Raw genomic sequence first — 20,961 nt, forward strand, 5'->3', positions numbered from 1 at the left:
TTTACTCACACGAAATGAGGTGTTTATGTCACAGTCTCCCGTTACCGAGAAGTCGTCGGGCGCACTGATTACCGACTGGCGGCCGGAAGACCCGCAGTTCTGGCAGCAAAAGGGTCACCGGATCGCCAGCCGCAACCTGTGGATCTCCGTCCCAAGCCTGCTGCTGGCGTTCTGCGTCTGGATGCTGTTCAGCGCGGTGGCGGTGAATTTGAATAAGGTCGGCTTTACGTTCACCACCGATCAGCTGTTTATGCTCACGGCGTTACCTTCTGTTTCCGGCGCGCTGCTGCGCGTGCCGTATTCGTTTATGGTGCCTGTTTTTGGCGGGCGTCGATGGACGGCATTCAGTACGGGGATCTTGATCGTGCCCTGTGTCTGGTTGGGCTTTGCCGTGCAGGACACCAGCACCTCGTTTAACACCTTCATCTGTATCTCGCTACTGTGCGGTTTTGCCGGGGCGAACTTTGCCTCCAGCATGGCAAACATCAGCTTCTTCTTCCCGAAGGCAAAGCAGGGCGGTGCGCTGGGGATTAACGGCGGGCTGGGAAATATGGGTGTGAGCGTGATGCAGCTTGTCGCCCCACTCGTCATCTCCCTGTCGATGTTTGCCGTTTTTGGCGGTAAAGGCGTGGCACAGGGCGACGGCACAATGCTGTTTCTGGAAAATGCCGCGTGGATCTGGGTGCCGTTTCTGGCCGTTTTCACCCTGGCAGCCTGGTTCGGAATGAACGATCTTTCGGCGTCGAAAGCCTCCCTGCGTGAGCAGCTGCCGGTGCTCAAACGCGGCCATCTCTGGATTCTGGGGCTGCTCTACCTGGCGACATTTGGCTCGTTTATCGGTTTTTCTGCCGGGTTTGCGATGCTGTCTAAAACCCAGTTCCCGGAGGTCAATATTCTGCATTTTGCCTTCTTTGGCCCGCTGTTTGGCGCCCTGGCGCGTTCGGCCGGTGGGGCGATTTCCGACCGCTGGGGCGGGACGCGCGTTTCGCTGTACAACTTTATCCTGATGGCAATATTCAGCGCGCTGCTTTTCACCACATTACCAACGAACGGACAGGGCGGGAGTTTTATCGCCTTCTTCGGCGTGTTCCTGATGCTGTTCCTGACGGCCGGGCTGGGCAGTGGCTCCACTTTCCAGATGATCTCCGTGATTTTCCGCAAGCTGACAATGGACAGAGTAAAAGCCGCCGGTGGCAGCGAGGAAGTCGCCCTTCGGGAAGCCGCCACGGATACCGCCGCAGCGCTGGGCTTTATTTCGGCTATTGGGGCCATCGGCGGGTTCTTTATCCCTAAAGCTTTCGGCACTTCCCTGGCGCTCACCGGCTCGCCTGCCGGGGCGATGAAGCTGTTCCTCGTCTTTTACATTGTGTGTGTGGTTATTACCTGGGCCGTTTATGGCCGGAAATCCTCACGCTAATGCTTTGACCTTTTTGGTATCCCTTTGCGCGGCTTCGCCCGCGCTTTTTTTTGCCCGTTACGTTTGCAGCGATGGTTAATTCGCCGCCTACCCCTTAATACCCAAACCCGACTAATCGCTACTCCTTCTCCGATAGGTTTTTGGTTTTTTGTTTTTATATTCAGCAAGTTAATTATCTTGCTGGCGTTACACTTTGGTGGTAGAGGCCAACGGGCAGCCAAAAACCACACCGGGAGCAGTTGATCGTTATCAAAAATCCCCAGCTTTCGAGGCGTTACCGTCTCGGGCATCAAGCAATGTCGATTTCACCAGAAGAGCCACCAGGCTCCACATCAGGAGTATCCCGATGAGCAAGTTCCTCGACCGGTTTCGTTATTTCAGGCAAAAGGGCGAAACCTTTGCCAATGGACACGGCCAGCTACTCGATACCAATCGCGACTGGGAAGAAGGGTATCGCCAGCGCTGGCAGCATGACAAAGTGGTACGCTCCACGCACGGCGTGAACTGTACCGGCTCCTGTAGCTGGAAGATTTATGTCAAAAGCGGCCTGGTGACCTGGGAAACCCAGCAAACGGACTACCCGCGTACCCGTCCGGATATGCCCAATCACGAACCTCGCGGCTGCCCGCGCGGGGCAAGCTACTCATGGTATCTCTACAGCGCCAACCGTCTGAAGTACCCGCAGATGCGTAAACGCCTGATCAAACTGTGGCGCGAAGCGAAAACGCAGCATAACGATCCGGTTGAAGCCTGGGCATCGATCATTAACGATCCCGACAAAGCCAAAAGTTACAAACAGGCCCGCGGCCGCGGGGGATTTGTTCGCTCGACCTGGGAAGAGGTTAACGAACTGATTGCGGCGGCGAACGTTTACACCGCGAAAACTTTCGGCCCGGACCGCATCACCGGCTTCTCGCCGATCCCGGCCATGTCGATGGTTTCTTACGCCGCAGGCACCCGCTATCTGTCGCTTATCGGCGGCACCTGCATGAGCTTCTACGACTGGTACTGCGACCTGCCGCCAGCGTCTCCGCAAACCTGGGGCGAGCAGACTGACGTGCCTGAGTCCGCTGACTGGTACAACGCCGGTTACATCATCGCCTGGGGCTCTAACGTTCCGCAGACGCGTACCCCGGACGCCCACTTCTTCACCGAAGTTCGTTACAAAGGCACCAAAACAGTAGCGGTAACGCCGGACTATGCGGAAATCTCCAAGCTGTGTGACCAGTGGCTGGCGCCGAAGCAGGGGACGGATGCTGCGATGGCGATGGCGATGGGCCACGTTATGCTGCGCGAGTTCCATCTCGACAAACCAAGCCAGTACTTCACCGACTACGTTCGCCGCTACACCGATATGCCGATGCTGGTGACGCTGGAAGCGCGTGACGGCTTCTATGCGCCAGCGAATCTGCTGCGTGCGGCGGACCTGGTTGATAGTCTCGGGCAGGAAAATAATCCGCAGTGGAAAACCGTCGCGCTGGCTGAACAGTCCGGTGAACTGGTCGCCCCGAACGGGTCCATCGGTTTCCGCTGGGGCGAGAAGGGCAAGTGGAATCTCGAGCAGCGCGACGGCAGCACCGGAGAAGAAACTGCGCTGCGCCTGAGCCTGCTTGGCAGCCATGATGAAGTTGCCGAGGTGGGCTTCCCGTATTTTGGCGGCGAGAGCACCGCCCATTTCGAAAACGTCAAACTGAAAGACGTGCTGCTGCATAAGCTGCCGGTAAAACGGCTGCAGCTTGCGGACGGCTCGAGCGTGCTGGTGGCAACGGTCTACGATCTCACTATGGCCAACTACGGCCTGGATCGCGGCCTGAGCGATGAAAACTGCGCCAGCAGCTACGACGAAATGAAGGCCTACACGCCAGCCTGGGCCGAGCAGATCACCGGCGTGCCTCGCCAGGATATCGTGCGCATTGCCCGTGAGTTCGCGGATAACGCAGACAAAACCCATGGTCGCTCGATGATTATCGTTGGCGCGGGCGTGAACCACTGGTTCCATATGGATATGGCCTACCGTGGGCTTATCAATATGCTGATCTTCTGCGGCAGCATCGGGCAGAGCGGCGGCGGATGGGGCCACTACGTCGGTCAGGAAAAACTGCGTCCGCAGACCGGCTGGATGCCGCTGGCGTTTGCCCTCGACTGGCAGCGCCCGCCGCGCCACATGAACAGCACCTCCTACTTCTATAACCACTCCAGCCAGTGGCGCTACGAGACGGTGACGGCGGACGAGTTCCTGTCACCGCTGGCGGATAAGTCCCGCTATACCGGCCATTTAATCGATTTCAACGTGCGCGCCGAGCGCATGGGCTGGTTGCCGTCTGCGCCGCAGCTTGGCACTAACCCGTTGCGTATTGCTGACCGGGCGAAAGAGGCCGGAATGTCGCCGGTGGATTACACCGTTGAACAGCTTAAATCCGGCGGGATTCGCTTTGCGGCGGAGCAGCCGGACTCCGGCTATAACCACCCGCGCAATATGTTTATCTGGCGATCTAACCTGCTGGGCTCTTCCGGGAAGGGGCATGAGTTCATGCTCAAATACCTGCTGGGCACCGAGCACGGTATTCAGGGGAAAGACCTGGGCCAGGAAGGCGGGCTGATGCCGGAAGAGGTGGAGTGGGTTGATAACGGCCTGGACGGCAAGCTGGATCTGGTTGTCACCCTGGATTTCCGCCTGTCGAGCACCTGCCTGTATTCCGATATCGTGCTGCCAACGGCCACCTGGTACGAGAAAGAAGATCTGAATACTTCGGATATGCATCCGTTTATTCATCCATTCTCCGCTGCCGTCGATCCTTGCTGGGAGTCGAAAAGCGACTGGGAGATCTACAAAGGCATCGCGAAGAAATTCTCGGAAGTTTGCGTCGGCCACCTCGGCAAAGAGACCGATATTGTGACGCTGCCGATTCAGCACGATTCCGCCGCAGAACTGGCGCAGCCGTATGGCGTGATGGACTGGAAAAAGGGCGAATGTGACCTGATTCCGGGCAAAACCGCGCCGCATATTATGGTGGTTGAGCGCGACTATCCGGCGACCTACGAACGCTTTACCTCCGTGGGGCCGCTGCTGGAAAAAATCGGCAACGGCGGGAAAGGCATTAGCTGGAATACCGAGAAAGAAGTCGAGTTCCTGCGCAAGCTCAACTATGTGAAGACCGACGGCCCGGCCAAAGGCCAGCCGATGATCAACACGGCCATTGACGCCGCCGAAGTTGTGCTCAGCCTTGCGCCGGAAACCAACGGCCAGGTGGCGGTGAAAGCCTGGGCCGCGCTCGGTGAATTTACCGGACGCGACCACACGCACCTCGCATTGCCGAAAGAAGAAGAGAAGATTCGCTTCCGCGACATTCAGGTTCAGCCGCGCAAAATCATCTCCAGCCCAACCTGGTCCGGCCTCGAAGATGAACATGTGTCCTACAACGCGGGCTATACCAACGTACACGAGCTTATCCCGTGGCGGACCCTGTCCGGCCGCCAGCAGCTTTATCAGGATCACCAGTGGATGCGCGACTTTGGCGAAAGCCTGGTGGTGTACCGTCCGCCAATTGATACCCGTTCCGTGGACGGCATGATGGGCCACAAGTCTAACGGCAACCCGGAAAAAGCGCTTAACTTCCTGACGCCGCACCAGAAGTGGGGCATCCACTCCACCTACAGCGACAACCTGTTGATGCTGACGCTGGGGCGCGGGGGGCCAATTATCTGGCTGTGCGAAGCCGATGCTAAAGAAATCGGCATCGCGGATAACGACTGGGTTGAAGTGTTTAACAAAAACGGGGCGCTGACGGCCCGCGCGGTGGTGAGCCAGCGTGTGCCTGCCGGAATGACGATGATGTACCACGCGCAGGAACGCATCATGAACCTGCCGGGCTCTGAAATCACCGGCCAGCGCGGCGGCATCCATAACTCGGTGACCCGTATTACGCTGAAGCCAACCCACATGATTGGCGGCTACGCCCAGCTGGCCTACAGCTTTAACTATTACGGCACGGTCGGTTCTAACCGCGATGAATTCGTGGTGGTTCGCAAGATGAAAGAGATTAACTGGTTAGACGGCGAAGGCAATGACCAGGTACAGGAGAGCGTAAAATGAAAATTCGTTCACAAATTGGCATGGTGCTGAATCTGGACAAATGCATCGGCTGCCATACCTGCTCGGTGACCTGCAAAAACGTCTGGACCAGCCGCGAAGGAACCGAGTACGCGTGGTTTAACAACGTGGAAACCAAGCCTGGCCTGGGCTACCCAAACGACTGGGAGAACCAGGAAAAATGGAAGGGCGGCTGGATCCGCAAAATTAACGGCAAGCTGCAGCCCCGCATGGGCAACCGCGCGATGCTGCTGGGGAAAATCTTCGCTAACCCGCACTTACCGGGCATCGATGATTATTACGAGCCGTTTGATTACGACTACCAGAACCTGCACACCGCGCCGGAGGGCAGCAAAGCGCAGCCGGTTGCCCGGCCTCGCTCGCTGATTACCGGCCAGCGGATGAATAAAATCGAAGCTGGCCCGAACTGGGAAGAGCTGCTCGGCGGCGAATTTGAAAAGCGCGCGCAGGACCAGAACTTCGTCAATATGCAAAAGGCGATGTACGGCCAGTTCGAAAACACCTTCATGATGTACCTGCCGCGCCTGTGCGAACACTGCCTGAACCCGGCCTGCGTCGCGACCTGCCCGAGCGGCGCTATCTACAAGCGTGAGGAAGACGGCATTGTCCTGATTGACCAGGATAAATGTCGCGGCTGGCGGATGTGCATCACCGGCTGCCCATACAAAAAAATCTACTTCAACTGGAAAAGCGGCAAGTCCGAGAAGTGCATCTTCTGTTACCCGCGCATTGAAGCGGGGATGCCAACGGTTTGTTCCGAAACCTGCGTAGGGCGTATTCGCTACCTCGGCGTGTTGCTGTATGACGCCGATGCGATCGAACAGGCGGCCAGCACGGAAAACGAGAAAGATCTGTATCAGCGTCAGCTGGATGTGTTCCTCGATCCGAACGATCCGGCGGTTATTGCGCAGGCGCTGAAAGACGGGATCCCGCAGGGCGTGATTACGGCGGCTCAGCAGTCGCCGGTGTACAAAATGGCGATGGACTGGAAGCTGGCCCTGCCGCTGCATCCGGAATACCGCACGCTGCCGATGGTCTGGTACGTGCCGCCGCTGTCGCCGATTCAGTCCGCAAGCGATGCAGGCCAGCTGCCGCACACCGGCATTCTGCCTGACGTGGAAAGCCTGCGTATTCCGGTGGAGTACCTGGCCAACCTGCTGACTGCCGGGGACACCGCGCCGGTGCTGCGGGCGCTGAAACGCATGATGGCGATGCGACACTACAAACGTGCTGAAACCGTTGAAGGCGTGATCGACACGCGCGCGCTGGAAGAGGTGGGGCTAACCGAAGCTCAGGCGCAGGAGATGTACCGCTACCTGGCTATCGCTAACTACGAAGATCGTTTTGTGGTGCCGACCAGCCATCGCGAGCTGGCTGAGAACTCTTTCCCTGAGCACAGCGGCTGCGGCTTTAGCTTCGGCGACGGCTGTCACGGCAGCGACACCAAATTCAATCTGTTCAACAGCCGCCGGATTGACGCTATCGACGTCTCGAGCAAAACGGAGCCGCATCCATGATTGAACTACTGATTATCTCCCGCCTGCTGGAGTACCCGGATGCTGCCCTGTGGCAGCATCATCAGGAGCTGCATGAGGCGCTGGCCCGGAGCGATGCCTTGACGGAAGTGCAGCGCGCCAGCCTGGATGGATTTATCGACGCACTCTGTCACCGGGAGCTGCTGGACGCGCAATCAAGCTACAGCGAGTTGTTTGACCGGGGCAGGGCCACTTCGCTGCTGCTGTTCGAGCACGTTCACGGGGAATCGCGCGACCGCGGCCAGGCGATGGTTAACCTGATGAACCAGTATCAGCAGGCGGGGCTGGAGATTGACAGCCACGAGCTGCCGGATCATCTGCCGCTGTACCTGGAATATCTGTCCCAGCGCACGCCTGGGGAAGCACAGGGCGGGCTGCAGGACATCGCGCCGATCCTGGCTTTGCTCAGCGCTCGCCTGAAGCAGCGTGAGAGCGACTATGCGCTGTTGTTTGATCTGCTGATTGCTCTGGCTGAAAGCGACGTCAGCGTGGAAACCGTTCGCCGGCAAATTGCTAACGAAGCGCGCGACGACACGCCCCAGGCGCTGGATGCGGTGTGGGAAGAGGAGCAGGTGAAATTCATGGCCGATGACAGCTGCGGAGAGACCGAAATTACCGCGCACCAGCGTCGTTTTGCCGGGGCGGTGGCTCCGCAGTACCTGAATATAGCAGGAGGGAAATAATGCATTTTCTCAACGTCTTCTTCTTTGACATCTACCCGTACGTATGTGGTGCCGTTTTCCTGATTGGCAGCTGGCTTCGCTATGACTACGGGCAGTACACCTGGCGTGCGGCGTCCAGCCAGATGCTGGATCGTAAGGGCATGAACCTGGCGTCAAACCTGTTTCATTTCGGCATTCTTGGGATCTTTGCCGGGCATTTCCTCGGCATGCTGACGCCGCACTGGATGTACGAGGCGTTTTTACCGCTGGAAATTAAACAGAAAATGGCCATGTTTGCCGGAGGCGCCAGCGGCGTGATGACGCTGGTGGGTGGCCTGCTGCTGCTGAAGCGTCGCCTGTTCAGCCCGCGCGTTCGCGCCACGACTACGGGGGCCGATATCCTGATCCTTAGCCTGCTGATGCTCCAGTGTGCGCTGGGGCTGGGCACCATCCCGTTCTCCGCTCAGCATATGGACGGCAGCGAAATGATGAAGCTGGTGAACTGGGCGCAGCATGTGGTGACTTTCCGCGGCGGCGCCTCGGAATACCTGGACGGCGTGGCGTTTATTTTCCGCGTCCATCTGGTACTGGGCATGACGCTGTTCCTGTTGTTCCCGTTCTCGCGCCTCGTGCACATCTGGAGCGCGCCGGTGGAATACCTGACGCGCAAATACCAGATTGTTCGCGCTCGCCGTTAGTCGGTATGAATGACCACAAGCCCGGCATATGCCGGGTTTTTTATACGATAAACAAATTCGTTTTTCCGAATATGAAGATTGACTTTAACGCCGTGAGCTTTACTATGGCAGCGTCTATTTAAGAGATCGCTATATGACTGCCCTGACGCCTTTACAGCTTTTTAAACACCTGTCGGAAGAAACCCGGCTGTCGATAACCCTTCTGCTTAAGGCGAAAAGCGAGCTTTGCGTCTGCGAACTAACCGCGGTGCTGGATCTGCCTCAGCCTAAGGTCTCCCGACATTTGGCTATGCTGCGTGAGGGCGGTTTGCTGCAGGACAGAAGAGAGGGGAAATGGGTTTATTATCGCCTTTCACCGCATATGCCCGCGTGGGCGGCGGTGGTGATTGAGCAGGCCTGGCAAAGCCAGGGGCATGCCGTGCTGGAGCGTTTGAAACGTATCGAGGCGAGCGGGGCGATGGCGCTTTGCCAGTAAAAAAATTTAACCAAACATATTCGTTTTATCATATATGAATATCATTTTTTTCCTGAAGCAGGAGTGAACATGTTTTTAGCCGGAGCACTATTTCTTCTCACTCTGGGGCTGGTTATCTGGCAGCCGCGCGGGCTGGGAATTGGCTGGAGTGCAGCGCTGGGGGCGGGGCTGGCACTGGTGACGGGCGTCGTTCAGGTCGCGGATATTCCTGCGGTGTGGGCGATTGTCTGGAACGCGACGGCGACCTTCATCGCGGTGATTATTATTAGTCTGCTGCTGGATGAGTCTGGCTTTTTTGAGTGGGCGGCATTGCACGTTGCCCGCAGGGGAAAGGGGCGCGGGCGGCGGCTGTTCACTTGGGTTGTGCTGCTTGGGGCCGCCGTGGCGGCGCTGTTTGCCAATGATGGCGCGGCGCTAATTCTGACGCCGATTGTTATCGCGATGCTGTTGGCTCTGGGCTTTAGCCCCGGCGCGACGCTGGCCTTTGTGATGGCCGCGGGCTTTATCGCCGATGCGGCGAGTCTGCCGCTGATTGTCTCTAATCTGGTGAACATCGTTTCCGCTGACTTCTTCCAGCTTGGGTTCAGCGAATATGCCTCGGTGATGGTGCCGGTGGATCTCGCCGCGATCGCCGCCACGCTTGTTATGCTGCATCTGTATTTCCGCAAAGATATTCCCCCGGTTTACGATCTTGAACTGTTGAAAACCCCGGCCAGCGCCATCAAAGATCCGGCCACGTTTAAGGCTGGCTGGGCTGTTCTTGTCCTGCTGCTGGTAGGCTTTTTTGCACTGGAGCCGCTTGGGATCCCGGTCAGTGCGATAGCTGCCGTAGGGGCGTTGATTCTGCTGGCGGTGGCGAAAAAAGGGCAGGCGATCGATACCGGCAAAGTACTGCGCGGCGCGCCCTGGCAGATCGTGATTTTCTCTCTCGGGATGTATCTGGTGGTTTATGGCCTGCGTAACGCCGGGTTGACTGACCAACTTTCCGGCTTGCTCAACGTGCTGGCAGGGCACGGGCTTTGGACGGCGACGCTTGGGACGGGATTTATGACTGCTTTCCTGTCGTCGGTGATGAACAATATGCCCACGGTGCTGGTGGGGGCCTTGTCCATTGAGGGCAGCAGCGCCGGCGGCGTCGTCAAAGAGGCGATGATCTACGCCAACGTTATCGGCTGCGATCTCGGGCCTAAAATTACGCCTATCGGAAGCCTTGCCACATTGCTCTGGCTGCATGTGCTTGCCCAGAAAAAGTTGACCATCAGCTGGGGGTATTACTTCCGGACCGGCATTGTGATGACGCTGCCGGTGCTGTTCGTCACCCTCGCGGCGCTTGCCCTGCGCCTTTCTTTCTCTCACTGAGTAACCGTCTATGAGCAACGTTACGATTTACCACAACCCTGAATGCGGCACGTCCCGCAACACGCTGGCAATGATCCGCAACAGCGGCACGGAGCCCACGATTATCTATTACCTCGAGACGCCACCGTCCCGTGAAGAGCTTGCCGGGCTGTTGACCGACATGGCGATCGGCGCCCGTGAACTGCTGCGCAAAAACGTTGAGCCCTATGAAGCTTTAGGGATTGAGAAAGAGCCGTTCAGCGAGGAGCAGCTCATTGCGTTGATGGTGCAGTACCCGCTGTTAATTAACCGCCCGATTGTGGTGACCGAACGGGGGACGAGACTTTGCCGCCCTTCGGAACGCGTGCTGGATATCCTGCCTGAAGCGCAGCAGGGGGCGTTCAGCAAAGAGGACGGCGAGCAGGTTGTGGATGCGCTGGGCCAGCGCCTGAAACCGTAAAACCCGCTTGAAACCCTGAGGGGAAGGGTTCACAATGCTTCGCAAGGTGATGGCGTTCCACCTTCCCCAACCGCCTCGTTCGGAGGCTGATGACGCCTGGTATGACTCTTTTAATCCAAGAGGCATGTCAGGCTGGTCAACGTTTACTCCCGGCTCTGCATGCTTCCCTTAACGGGACTCGAGCCATGATACATGTTATTGGTCACCTTCATCCCGACAGCGATGCCGTTTGCAGCGCCGTGATGGTTGCTCGCTGGTTAACGCTGCGGGGCCGCACGGCACAGGCGTGGCGCTGCGGTGAAGTTAACCGCGAAACTGAACTGATTTTCTCCCGCGCCGGGTTTCCTCTCCCCGGGCTCTTCTCATCTTCTCTGCACAATAAAGATCTCTGGCTGGTGGATTTTAACGAACCGGGACAAGGGCCTGACTCGCTTATAAGCGGCAATATTGTTGGGATTATCGATCATCACCGTTTGGGTGGGCTCATAACCCGGCTGCCACCTGAAGTATGCATCAAACCCCTGGGCAGCACGGCCACGGTACTCTGGCAGCTTATGGACGCCCGACTTCAGGCCGGGATCTCTGCCAGTGAGGCTATTTTGCTCCTGGGCGCGCTACTCAGTGATACCGTCGCACTACGTTCGCCCACGACCACACATGAGGACAGGCTGGCCGCGGATGAACTGGCCGGGCGCATCGGTATCGATTATGAAGAGTTTATTGCCGATCTGCTGGCGGCCAAGACCTCTGTAACCGGGCTGAGCGCGAGGGAGCTTCTGCACAAAGATCTCAAGCGTTTTGACATCAACGGTGTTCGGTTAAAAATCGCGCAGCTCGAAGTTTACTCTCCAACGCAGCTTGCTCCTCTGCTTGATTCAGTGCGGGAAGAAATGAACCGGCATGCAGCAGGCACCGCTGTCGATCTTATCGTGTTGATGGTGACCGACATTAATGCCGGATCTTCTGAACTCTATTTCTCCACCTCTTCATTGATGCCCGGGGCACAACCCCGCGTGATGCCCGGCATGATGAGCCGCAAAAAACAGCTTCTCCCCTGGCTGCAAAGCCAGCTCAACTCAGCCTGGAGTCCGCTATGAGTCTCTATTCTCACGTGCTCGTACTTATTCAGGGCAAGACCGACGGACTGGCGCTGATCCAACATGTCGCTCGTCTTGCCGGGGTGCTGCCTGTCCAAATTACGCTGGTACACATCAGCGAAGACTATCGGGAGATGAATTACGTCTCCGATGCGCTGATGGATGACCACGTTTCCGCCGACCTGATTCAGGTCAAAGCCATGTTTAGCGAGCTGGTGCGCTCCGTCAACGTGCCGGTAAAAACGCGGGAGCTGGTCACGCTGAACCGCGTTGAAGACGTTGAAAAATGCGTCTCATCGCTGGGAGTGGACCTGGTCCTGGCCGGGCATCGCAACCGCTGGCTGGGGCAGTTCTCTTCTGACTCAATGGAATACATCAATCATCTGAATGTTGATGTGCTGATTAAACATATCAATGGCAAAAAATGAGGTAATCACCATGAATTTTACGCTGGATAAGATTGTTGCTCGTGAAATTTTGGATTCTCGTGGCAACCCGACCGTTGAAGTTGACGCTTATACCGCAGAGGGCGTTATGGCCCGCGCCTCAGTTCCGTCCGGTGCCAGCACCGGCTCCAGGGAAGCTATTGAGCGACGGGATGGCGATCAACAGCGCTACAGCGGCAAAGGCGTGCAGAATGCCGTGCATTCGATCAACACCGAGATTCAACAGGCGCTTGTGGGCGTTGATGCCCGCGAACAACGGAGGGTGGATGACATTCTGCTGGCGCTGGACGGCACGGAAAACAAGGCGCGGCTGGGGGCCAACGCTATTCTTGGCGTTTCTCTGGCCGTGGCGCGGCTTGCCGCTCAGGTGACCGGTCAGCCGCTGTTTCGTTACCTCGGCGGGCTAAGCGCTAATTTGCTACCGGTTCCCTGCATGAATATTGTTAACGGCGGGGTGCATGCCCGTGGGCAGGGAGCAGATTTTCAGGAATATATGATTGCGCCGCATGGGGCGGCCAGCCTGAGCGAAGCCGTGCGCCAGGGGAGTGAAGTCTATCAGGCGCTTCGCCAGATCCTGCTGGAGAACAATCTTTCTGCAGCAGTGGGTGACGAAGGCGGATTTGCCCCGGCGGTGTCCTCTAATAAACAACCTTTACAGTTTATCGTGCAGGCGATTGAGAAAGCCGGCTACCGGCCCGGGGAAGATATCAGCATCTGTATCGACCCCGCCTCCAGCGAATTCTATACCGAGGGTCAATACTACTTAAGAACGGAAAAGAGCACGCTTAGCGCCGAAGAGATGACCGGTTATTATGCCGGGCTGTTGGGCCAGTTTCCGATTGTATTGCTTGAAGATGGGCTGGCCGAGAATGACTGGGCAGGCTGGAAGCACCTTAACCAAAAATTGGGCAACAGGGTCGAGCTGGTGGGCGACGATCTTTTCGTGACTAACGTGAAATACATCCGACGTGGCATAGAAGAGCACCTGGCTAACGCGGCGCTGATCAAGCTGAACCAGATAGGCACCCTGAGCGAAACCTTTGACGCGGTGACACTTTGCCAGCAGCACGGCTGGGGAACGTTTATTTCGCACCGCAGCGGTGAAACGACGGACAGCTTTATTGCCGACATGACGGTTGCCCTGCGTGCGGGGCACCTGAAAACCGGCGCGCCTTGCCGGGGCGAAAGGGTAGAAAAATATAATCAGCTGATGCGAATTGAACAGGCGTTAGGCGCCGATGCGCATTTTGCCGGACGTAGCGCTTTTATTCATAAAAGCTAAAAGCAAAGTTCTTATTTAACAACACTGTATCGTTTAGATCTTTTTGAGGGAAATATGGTTAAACCACTGTTTGCAGTTATTGTTGGCGGCTCGGCTGGGTGTGTTATTCGCTGGCTCCTTGCGCTACGTCTTAATGGCCTTTTCCCTCATTTGCCCCTCGGCACGCTGGCGGTCAACCTGTTGGCCGGGTTGATTATCGGTGGCGCAATGGCTTTCTTTCTGCGCCAGCCGCAGCTTGACCCCGGCTGGAAGTTGTTGATAACCACGGGGCTGTGCGGCGGCATGAGTACCTTCTCAACCTTTTCTGTTGAGCTATTTTCGCTGCTGCAGGGGGGGAATTATGCCTGGGCGATGGCGTCCGTTTTCGCCCATGTGCTGGGTTCGCTGTTAATGACCGCGGTCGGTTTCTTCGTCATGAATGCGGTGATGTAACCGCGCTGTACAACGGGCGGGCCTGAGTTTGGCTCGCCTTTTTTATTCTCAGGAAACAACAGCGAAAGGCGTTTTATAAGAGTATGAGCCCGGGGGGCCAGGAAGAGGATGCGGGGAAGGATAACCGCGCCAGCGCGTGCTCACTGACGTGAGTCGAAGCTTCTCGTCTTTCCCCAACGGGGATCTGGAAGATTGTATAAGCTTTAGGGTTTGGAGTTGTTCTGGAAGATGGTGGCGGGGGAAGGATTCGAACCTTCGAAGTCGATGACGGCAGATTTACAGTCTGCTCCCTTTGGCCGCTCGGGAACCCCGCCAGGGGTAATGTGTTGAGCTTTTAGATGGTAGTGGGGGAAGGATTATTTGTCGCTTCACTCCTCACCCTTCCCGATAAGCGAAAACGTTGTCTCATCTCATCGGTAGTACCACATCGCTGTGGTGAATAATGGTGGTGGGGGAAGGATTCGAACCTTCGAAGTCGATGACGGCAGATTTACAGTCTGCTCCCTTTGGCCGCTCGGGAACCCCACCACGGGGTAATGCTTGTTACTGGCCTGCTTCACTGCGGAAGCGGGGCGCATCATATCAAATGAAGCGCCGCTGTAAAGCATTCACTAGAGGAAAATGAATCGTTTGCCGATTTTTTACGCTGGGTGACGTAAAGCTAACCAATTCATTTTCCGGGTGATTAGAGAATGATCGTGCGGTTACCGTAGACGAAGACGCGCTGGGCCAGTACTTCGTAAAGGGCTCGGCTTAACACATTCTTCTCTACGTCACGCCCGGCGCGCATCATGTCGTCGGCGGTGTAGGTGTGATCGACGTGAATCACGTCCTGCATGATGATTGGGCCTTCGTCCAGATTATCATTAACGTAATGCGCGGTGGCGCCGATAATCTTCACGCCGCGTTCGTAGGCCTGGTGGTAGGGACGTGCGCCAATAAACGCCGGCAGAAACGAGTGATGAATGTTGATTATCTGGTTCGGGAAACGAGCGACAAACTCAGGCGTTAATACGCGCATGTATTTGGCCAGCACGACGTAGTCTGGTTTATGCGCTTCGATGGCATCGGCCATTAGCATGTCATGCTCTTCGCGCGTCATCCCTTCGTGGCTGACTAACTGGAACGGAATATCAAAACGCTCCACTAAGGTACGCAGGGTTTCGTGGTTGCCGATGACGGCAGCGATTTCTACGTCCAGGCCACCATAGGTAGATTTCATGAGCAAATCACCCAGGCAGTGGGCCTCTTTGGTGACCAGAATAACGATGCGACGACGGCCCGCAGGCGTCAGTTCACGAATTGAGCCTTCCGGCAGCGCGCTGTCCAGGTCAGCCATCAGCGTGGCGTCGTTAAAAATGCCTTCAAGCTCGGTACGCATAAAGAAGCGGCCGGTACGATGATCGACAAATTCGTTGTTCTGAACAATATTGAGTTCATGTTTGTAGCAAATGTTAGTGATTCGCGCGATGAGACCCTTCCGATCGGGGCAGATTGTGCGGAGAACTTTACGTTGTAATACCTGCATGAAGAGATAAATCCTGTTGAACGGTGTTTGCGAAACAATAATGCTGTTATGCGATGAAGGCTATCATCCGCAGCATTTTTTATATTTTTTTCCTGAACCGCAAGGGCAGGGGTCATTACGACCGAACTGCGGGCGGAGACCGTCGATATAATACCATTGACCGTTTTCCCTGACGAAACGGGAACGTTCGATTATTACGCTTTGCTTGCCGTTTTCCTGAAAACGGGCAACAAAGCTAACAAATCCTTCGTGGGGATCTTTGCCTTCGGCTTCTTCATATATTGTCAGGCCGAGCCATTCCGTATCGCCGAAGCCGCTGGATATTTCTGATTTTAACGACGGGCGACGGCAGCGCTCATGCCAGCTTGCAACAAGGTAATCCGCATCCTGCTTCACAAAAGCGGTGTAACGAGAGCGCATAAGCTGTGACGGGCGTTGCGGATGCCGGGCCGCGCTTAGGTAAGGCTGGCAACATAAGCTATACTCCAAACCGCTGCCACAGGGACAAAGTTGCAACATAATATCTCCAGGAAAAAATAAACGACGCCAATAATACGACGGCAGCACTTATGTTAACTGAGCGGTGGCGTTGGCGTCACGGAGTGATTACCGGGGAAGATTGACCGAGGCGTGATGAGACAGGTAAAGATCGGCCTGGCATTAGGGTCGGGTGCGGCAAAAGGATGGGCGCACATTGGCGTTATCAATGCGTTAAAAAAAGCAGGGATACAGATTGATATCGTGGCAGGGTGTTCCGTCGGCGCGCTGGTCGGTGCCGCCTATGCCAGCCAGCGGTTGCCGGTGATGGAGCGCTGGGTGCGGTCATTCAGCTACTGGGATGTCCTGCGTCTGATGGATCTTTCCTGGCGTCGCGGCGGGCTGCTTCGCGGTGAGCGCGTGTTTAATAATATTCGCAAAATCATTCCAGAAACCGCAATTGAGGGCTGTGGCATGAGATTTGGTGCCGTGGCCACCAACCTGAGTACCGGACGAGAGCTTTGGTTTACCGACGGTGACCTTCATCAGGCTATTCGCGCTTCCTGTAGCATGCCGGGGCTGCTATCTCCCGTTGCGCACAACGGTTACTGGCTGGTGGATGGCGCTATTGTGAATCCGGTGCCGATTTCGCTCACTCGTGCTCTCGGGGCAGATATCGTCATTGCGGTGGACCTGCAGCACGATGCGCACCTCATGCAGCAAGATCTGCTGTCGGTGAATATGACCCCTGCCGGGGAGGATAATCTGGCGCAGCCTGCGTCCTGGCGCAGTCGTTTACGGGAACGTTTGGGAAAAATGACCCACCGCCGGGCTAATATCACACCGACGGCGATGGAAATTATGACCACCTCGATTCAGGTGTTGGAAAACCGCCTTAAGCGTAACCGCATGGCGGGCGATCCCCCTGATATTCTTTTGCAGCCCTTTTGCCCGCAAATCTCCACCCTCGACTTTCATCGTGCGTCCGAAGCTATCGCGGCAGGCTGCCTGGCGGTTGAGAAAAAAATGGATGAGCTACTGCCGCTGGTTCGTACTCATGATTAAGTTAATACTTAACCCGTTTCAGATAATACTTAACCCGTTTCTGACAGGCGCTCGTTGCGATACCGTGCCACTATTGAAATATTGTCAGGCAGAGGAAAGCGCATGAGTTACCCGCTGGAAGGAAAACAGATCCTCATTGTTGAAGACGAGCCCGTTTTCCGCTCTCTGCTGGACAGCTATTTGACGTCGCTAGGCGCAGGGACGCTGCTTGCCTGGGATGGAATGGACGCGCTTGAGAAGCTGGGGCAATTTACGCCAGACCTGCTGATTTGTGACCTGGCGATGCCAAGAATGAATGGTCTTGAGCTGGTGGAGCATATCCGGAATGAAGGTAATCAAACCCCCATTTTAGTTATTTCGGCGACTGAAAATATGTCCGATATTGCTCAGGCCTTACGGCTTGGCGTGCAGGATGTGTTGCTGAAACCCATTAAAGATCTTAATAGATTAAAAGAGACGGTATTGTCCTGTATCTACCCTGCAATGTTTAATTCTCGGGTAGAAGAGGAGGAGCGGCTCTTTCAGGATTGGGATGCCTTGGCGCGAGATCCTCAGGCCGCTTCGAAGCTGTTGCAAGAACTGCAGCCGCCGGTTCAGCAGGTGATGTCGCGCTGCAGAATAAATTATCGCCAGTTAATTTCCGTCGATCAGCCTGGCCTGGTGCTCGATATTGCGCCACTTTCAGATAATGACCTGGCTTTTTATTGTTTAGACGTTACTCGTGCCGGTGATAACGGTGTATTAGCCGCGCTGTTGCTAAGAGCGTTATTCAACGGATTATTACAGGAACAACTTTCACATCAAGGGCAGCGTTTGCCTGAGCTGGGTAATTTACTGAAACAGGTCAATCAGCTATTGCGTCAGGCAAATCTTAACGGACAATTTCCGCTCATTGTTGGGTATTATCACAGCGGATTAAAAAACCTCATTCTGGTCTCCGCCGGGCTTAATGCAACCTTAAATACCGGCGAGCACCAAATCCAGGTCAGCAACGGCGTGCCGTTGGGGACGCTGGGCAATGCCTACCTCAATCAAATCAGCCAGCGCTGCGAAGCATGGCAATGCCAGGTGTGGGGTTCCGGTGGGCGTTTACGGCTGATGCTGTCTGCAGAATAAACAACGGAACAACTGATTACATTTAGCTTTTTTCCTTGCTCCCGCGCGATGGTAATATCGCGACCAACCTAATCGTATTTGTCTTAAATTAGCCGCTGCCGGAGTAAACGAGGGGCGGTTTTTGTTTTTAAGCTGATATACTCAACCGCGTTTTTAAATTGACGACAAGTGTGAAACTTGAACAGTCCTGGAGGTTTTTTCAATGGCTGCCATTAATTCTAAAGTAAGAAAAGCTGTTATCCCGGTTGCGGGGTTGGGAACGCGTATGTTGCCGGCAACAAAGGCAATTCCAAAAGAGATGCTGCCGCTGGTTGATAAGCCGCTGATTCAGTATGTCGTTAATGAGTGTATCGCTGCCGGTATTACCGAGATTGTGCTGGTTACCCACTCTTCTAAAAACTCTATCGAAAACCACTTCGACACCAGTTTTGAACTGGAAGCTATGCTCGAGAAACGCGTTAAGCGTCAGCTTTTGGAAGAGGTGCAGTCTATTTGCCCACCGCACGTCACCATTATGCAGGTGCGCCAGGGGCTGGCGAAAGGGCTGGGCCACGCTGTGATGTGCGCGCATCCTGTCGTCGGTGATGAGCCGGTAGCGGTGATCCTGCCGGATGTGATTCTGGATGAGTTCGAGTCCGATCTTTCTCAGGATAACCTGGCCGAAATGATCCGCCGTTTTGACGCGACCGGACACAGCCAAATCATGGTTGAACCTGTTGCGGATGTAACCGCCTACGGCGTGGTTGACTGCAAAGGCGCAGCACTTTCTGCGGGTGACAGCGTGCCGATGGTTGGGATTGTTGAGAAGCCGAAAGCTGACGTCGCGCCATCAAATCTGGCCGTTGTCGGGCGTTACGTGCTGAGCGCGGATATCTGGCCGCTGCTGGCCAAAACCCCTCCAGGCGCCGGGGATGAAATTCAGCTCACCGATTCTATTGCCATGCTGATGGAAAAAGAGACCGTTGAAGCCTACCACATGAAAGGCGTGAGCCACGACTGCGGCAACAAACTGGGCTATATGCAGGCGTTTGTGGAGTACGGTATTCGTCATAACACGCTGGGTGCAGACTTTAAAACCTGGCTTGAAGCCACCGTTGGCGCGAAGAAATAAGTTAATTCAACGCAGGATGGTAAGATGAAAGTTACCGTATTTGGTATTGGCTACGTTGGTTTAGTCCAGGCCGCCGTGCTCGCCGATGTTGGGCATGAGGTCATGTGTATCGACGTAGACACAAAGAAAGTGGAAAACCTGAAAAAAGGCGAAATCCCTATCTTTGAGCCAGGCCTTGCGCCGTTGGTGAAGAAAAATTATGAAGAAGGGCGCCTGCAGTTCAGCACCAATGCTGAAGAGGGCGTCAACCATGGTGAAATGCACTATATCGCCGTGGGGACTCCGCCGGATGAAGACGGCTCCGCTGATCTGAAATATGTGACGGCCGTTGCGCGTACCATTGCGCAGTATATGGATTCACATAAAGTCGTCATCGACAAGTCAACGGTACCCGTTGGTACGGCAGATAAAGTACGTGCGGTGATGGAGGAAACCCTGAAATCTCGCGGTCTGGAGATCAACTTTGATGTGGTTTCTAACCCGGAATTTCTGAAGGAAGGTGCCGCGGTTGCCGATTGTATGCGTCCTGAGCGCATCGTCATCGGGACGGATAACGAAGAGGTGATTGATCTGCTTCGCGAGCTGTACGAGCCGTTCAACCGCAATCACGACCGCATGATTCTGATGGATATCCGCAGCGCCGAGCTGACCAAATACGCCGCTAACTGCATGCTGGCGACCAAAATCAGCTTCATGAACGAGATCGCTAACCTTGCCGAACGTCTCGGGGCTGACATCGAGAAAGTGCGGATGGGTATCGGGTCTGACTCTCGGATTGGCTACAGCTTCATCTATCCTGGCTGCGGCTACGGTGGCTCTTGCTTCCCGAAAGATGTTCAGGCGTTGATTCGCACCGCAGAGCAGATTGGCTACACGCCTAAAATTCTGCAGGCGGTCGAAGAGGTTAACTATGCTCAGAAGCAAAAGCTGCCTGAATTTGTGACCCGTCACTTCGGTCAGGATCTGAAGGGCAAAACTTTTGCGCTTTGGGGGCTTTCTTTCAAGCCAAATACGGATGATATGCGCGAAGCTTCCAGTCGGGTGCTGATTGAGGCATTGTGGGAGCGAGGCGCAGAGATTCAGGCTTACGATCCGGAAGCTATGGATGAAACTCAGCGTATTTATGGTCACCGCAGTGATTTAAGACTGATGGGAACCAAAGAAGCGGCCTTACAGGGCGCTGATGCGCTTGTGGTTTGTACCGAGTGGCAGAGCTTTAAGGCGCCGGATTTCAATCTGATGAAGCAATCCCTTAAGCAGCCGGTCATTTTCGATGGTCGTAATCTTTATGATCCAGACAGACTGAATAAGCGTGGTTTTGTTTATTACGCTATCGGTCGCGGTGCTTCCGTTAATATTGTCTAAATAACGTCCATCTGCTGTTATTTATCGTAACCGGCACGACAGCGCTCCACAGAGCCTGTACGCTGTCGGTTACGTTCTCCCTCTCGCTCTACTCCTGAGATTTAAAATCCCCGCTATAAGCCTTCTACAGAGTATTTAACCCTGTAGCTGCAATATTACGTCGTCCTCGACGGACAAAACCGTTATACACGGCAAAGTGAAGCGGGTGTGCTCGTTATTTGAACACCAGGATGTCTATGAGGCAGAAAGATAAGCGGGTGATTAAACGCAGCGAGCAATGGGCCGTGCAAATATTAGTGATAAAAGTAACAGTAATATACTTAGAGTCACGTACATGAGGCGAACC

General features: G+C 55.3%; 18 protein-coding genes, 2 tRNA genes and 1 riboswitch. Of the genes, 16 read left to right on the forward strand and 4 right to left on the reverse strand.

Going from position 1 to position 20,961, the window contains the following annotated elements:
- Window positions 1-25 precede the first annotated feature (25 nt).
- From F3J29_RS04930 to crcB, 12 genes are all read left to right on the forward strand, one after another.
- Window positions 26-1,417 carry a NarK family nitrate/nitrite MFS transporter gene (locus tag F3J29_RS04930; RefSeq protein ID WP_166863481.1) on the forward strand — a complete coding sequence of 464 codons (1,392 nt, stop codon included), beginning with the start codon at window positions 26-28 and terminating at the stop codon, window positions 1,415-1,417.
- Between the two features lie 346 nt (window positions 1,418-1,763).
- The gene (locus F3J29_RS04935) at window positions 1,764-5,510 is read left to right on the forward strand and encodes a nitrate reductase subunit alpha (RefSeq protein ID WP_166863483.1); all 3,747 of its coding nucleotides are present in this window, start codon (window positions 1,764-1,766) and stop codon (window positions 5,508-5,510) included.
- Window positions 5,507-7,045 (forward strand): nitrate reductase subunit beta, encoded by a 1,539-nt coding sequence (gene narH, locus F3J29_RS04940; RefSeq protein WP_166863485.1) that lies wholly within the window; start codon window positions 5,507-5,509, stop codon window positions 7,043-7,045. Before F3J29_RS04935 ends, narH begins: the two co-directional genes overlap by 4 nt.
- A complete protein-coding gene (narJ, locus tag F3J29_RS04945) occupies window positions 7,042-7,746 on the forward strand; it encodes a nitrate reductase molybdenum cofactor assembly chaperone (RefSeq protein WP_166863487.1) in 705 nt (234 codons plus the stop codon). The genes narH and narJ overlap by 4 nt, the downstream gene beginning before the upstream one ends.
- Complete coding sequence (gene narI, locus F3J29_RS04950; RefSeq protein WP_166863489.1) at window positions 7,746-8,423, forward strand: respiratory nitrate reductase subunit gamma; 678 nt, start codon at window positions 7,746-7,748, stop codon at window positions 8,421-8,423. The genes narJ and narI overlap by 1 nt, the downstream gene beginning before the upstream one ends.
- 133 nt (window positions 8,424-8,556) lie before the next feature.
- Window positions 8,557-8,898: a metalloregulator ArsR/SmtB family transcription factor gene (locus F3J29_RS04955; RefSeq protein ID WP_166863491.1), complete on the forward strand. Its 342-nt coding sequence runs from the start codon at window positions 8,557-8,559 to the stop codon at window positions 8,896-8,898.
- 69 nt (window positions 8,899-8,967) lie between these two features.
- Window positions 8,968-10,257, forward strand: a complete 1,290-nt coding sequence (locus F3J29_RS04960; protein WP_166863493.1) for an arsenic transporter — start codon at window positions 8,968-8,970, stop codon at window positions 10,255-10,257.
- Between the two features lie 10 nt (window positions 10,258-10,267).
- A complete protein-coding gene (gene arsC, locus F3J29_RS04965; protein ID WP_166863495.1) occupies window positions 10,268-10,696 on the forward strand; it encodes a glutaredoxin-dependent arsenate reductase in 429 nt (142 codons plus the stop codon).
- Window positions 10,697-10,732: 36 nt separating this feature from the next.
- Window positions 10,733-10,802: riboswitch (Fluoride riboswitch) on the forward strand.
- 79 nt (window positions 10,803-10,881) lie between these two features.
- Window positions 10,882-11,793: a DHH family phosphoesterase gene (locus F3J29_RS04970; protein WP_166863497.1), complete on the forward strand. Its 912-nt coding sequence runs from the start codon at window positions 10,882-10,884 to the stop codon at window positions 11,791-11,793.
- Complete coding sequence (locus F3J29_RS04975; RefSeq protein WP_166863499.1) at window positions 11,790-12,221, forward strand: universal stress protein; 432 nt, start codon at window positions 11,790-11,792, stop codon at window positions 12,219-12,221. Before F3J29_RS04970 ends, F3J29_RS04975 begins: the two co-directional genes overlap by 4 nt.
- 10 nt (window positions 12,222-12,231) lie before the next feature.
- Window positions 12,232-13,521 carry a phosphopyruvate hydratase gene (gene eno, locus F3J29_RS04980; protein WP_166863501.1) on the forward strand — a complete coding sequence of 430 codons (1,290 nt, stop codon included), beginning with the start codon at window positions 12,232-12,234 and terminating at the stop codon, window positions 13,519-13,521.
- A gap of 54 nt (window positions 13,522-13,575) precedes the next feature.
- Window positions 13,576-13,953 carry a fluoride efflux transporter CrcB gene (gene crcB, locus F3J29_RS04985; RefSeq protein WP_166863503.1) on the forward strand — a complete coding sequence of 126 codons (378 nt, stop codon included), beginning with the start codon at window positions 13,576-13,578 and terminating at the stop codon, window positions 13,951-13,953.
- A 229-nt stretch (window positions 13,954-14,182) separates the two neighbouring features.
- Here crcB and F3J29_RS04990 read toward each other — a convergent pair.
- The 4 genes from F3J29_RS04990 to F3J29_RS05005 form a co-directional block, all read right to left on the reverse strand.
- Window positions 14,183-14,267 (reverse strand) — tRNA-Tyr (locus tag F3J29_RS04990).
- A gap of 129 nt (window positions 14,268-14,396) precedes the next feature.
- Window positions 14,397-14,481: transfer RNA gene (locus F3J29_RS04995), tRNA-Tyr, on the reverse strand.
- A gap of 157 nt (window positions 14,482-14,638) precedes the next feature.
- Window positions 14,639-15,481 (reverse strand): formyltetrahydrofolate deformylase, encoded by an 843-nt coding sequence (gene purU / locus F3J29_RS05000; protein WP_166863504.1) that lies wholly within the window; start codon window positions 15,479-15,481, stop codon window positions 14,639-14,641.
- Between the two features lie 63 nt (window positions 15,482-15,544).
- Window positions 15,545-16,000, reverse strand: a complete 456-nt coding sequence (locus F3J29_RS05005) for a YchJ family protein (RefSeq protein ID WP_166863507.1) — start codon at window positions 15,998-16,000, stop codon at window positions 15,545-15,547.
- Window positions 16,001-16,114: 114 nt separating this feature from the next.
- Here F3J29_RS05005 and rssA point away from each other — a divergent pair, with 114 nt between their 5' ends.
- The 4 genes from rssA to F3J29_RS05025 all read left to right on the forward strand — a co-directional run bounded on the left by rssA (window position 16,115) and on the right by F3J29_RS05025 (window position 20,615).
- Window positions 16,115-17,023, forward strand: coding sequence for a patatin-like phospholipase RssA (rssA, locus tag F3J29_RS05010; RefSeq protein ID WP_166863509.1), 909 nt, complete (start codon window positions 16,115-16,117; stop codon window positions 17,021-17,023).
- A gap of 102 nt (window positions 17,024-17,125) precedes the next feature.
- Window positions 17,126-18,139, forward strand: coding sequence for a two-component system response regulator RssB (gene rssB, locus F3J29_RS05015; RefSeq protein ID WP_166863511.1), 1,014 nt, complete (start codon window positions 17,126-17,128; stop codon window positions 18,137-18,139).
- 202 nt (window positions 18,140-18,341) lie between these two features.
- The gene (galU, locus tag F3J29_RS05020) at window positions 18,342-19,250 is read left to right on the forward strand and encodes a UTP--glucose-1-phosphate uridylyltransferase GalU (RefSeq protein WP_166863513.1); all 909 of its coding nucleotides are present in this window, start codon (window positions 18,342-18,344) and stop codon (window positions 19,248-19,250) included.
- Window positions 19,251-19,274: 24 nt separating this feature from the next.
- A complete protein-coding gene (locus tag F3J29_RS05025; protein ID WP_166863515.1) occupies window positions 19,275-20,615 on the forward strand; it encodes a UDP-glucose dehydrogenase family protein in 1,341 nt (446 codons plus the stop codon).
- Window positions 20,616-20,961 lie beyond the last annotated feature (346 nt).

The sequence above is a fragment of the Enterobacter sp. Cy-643 genome, from assembly GCF_011752815.1.
Classification (GTDB): Bacteria; Pseudomonadota; Gammaproteobacteria; order Enterobacterales; family Enterobacteriaceae; genus Cedecea.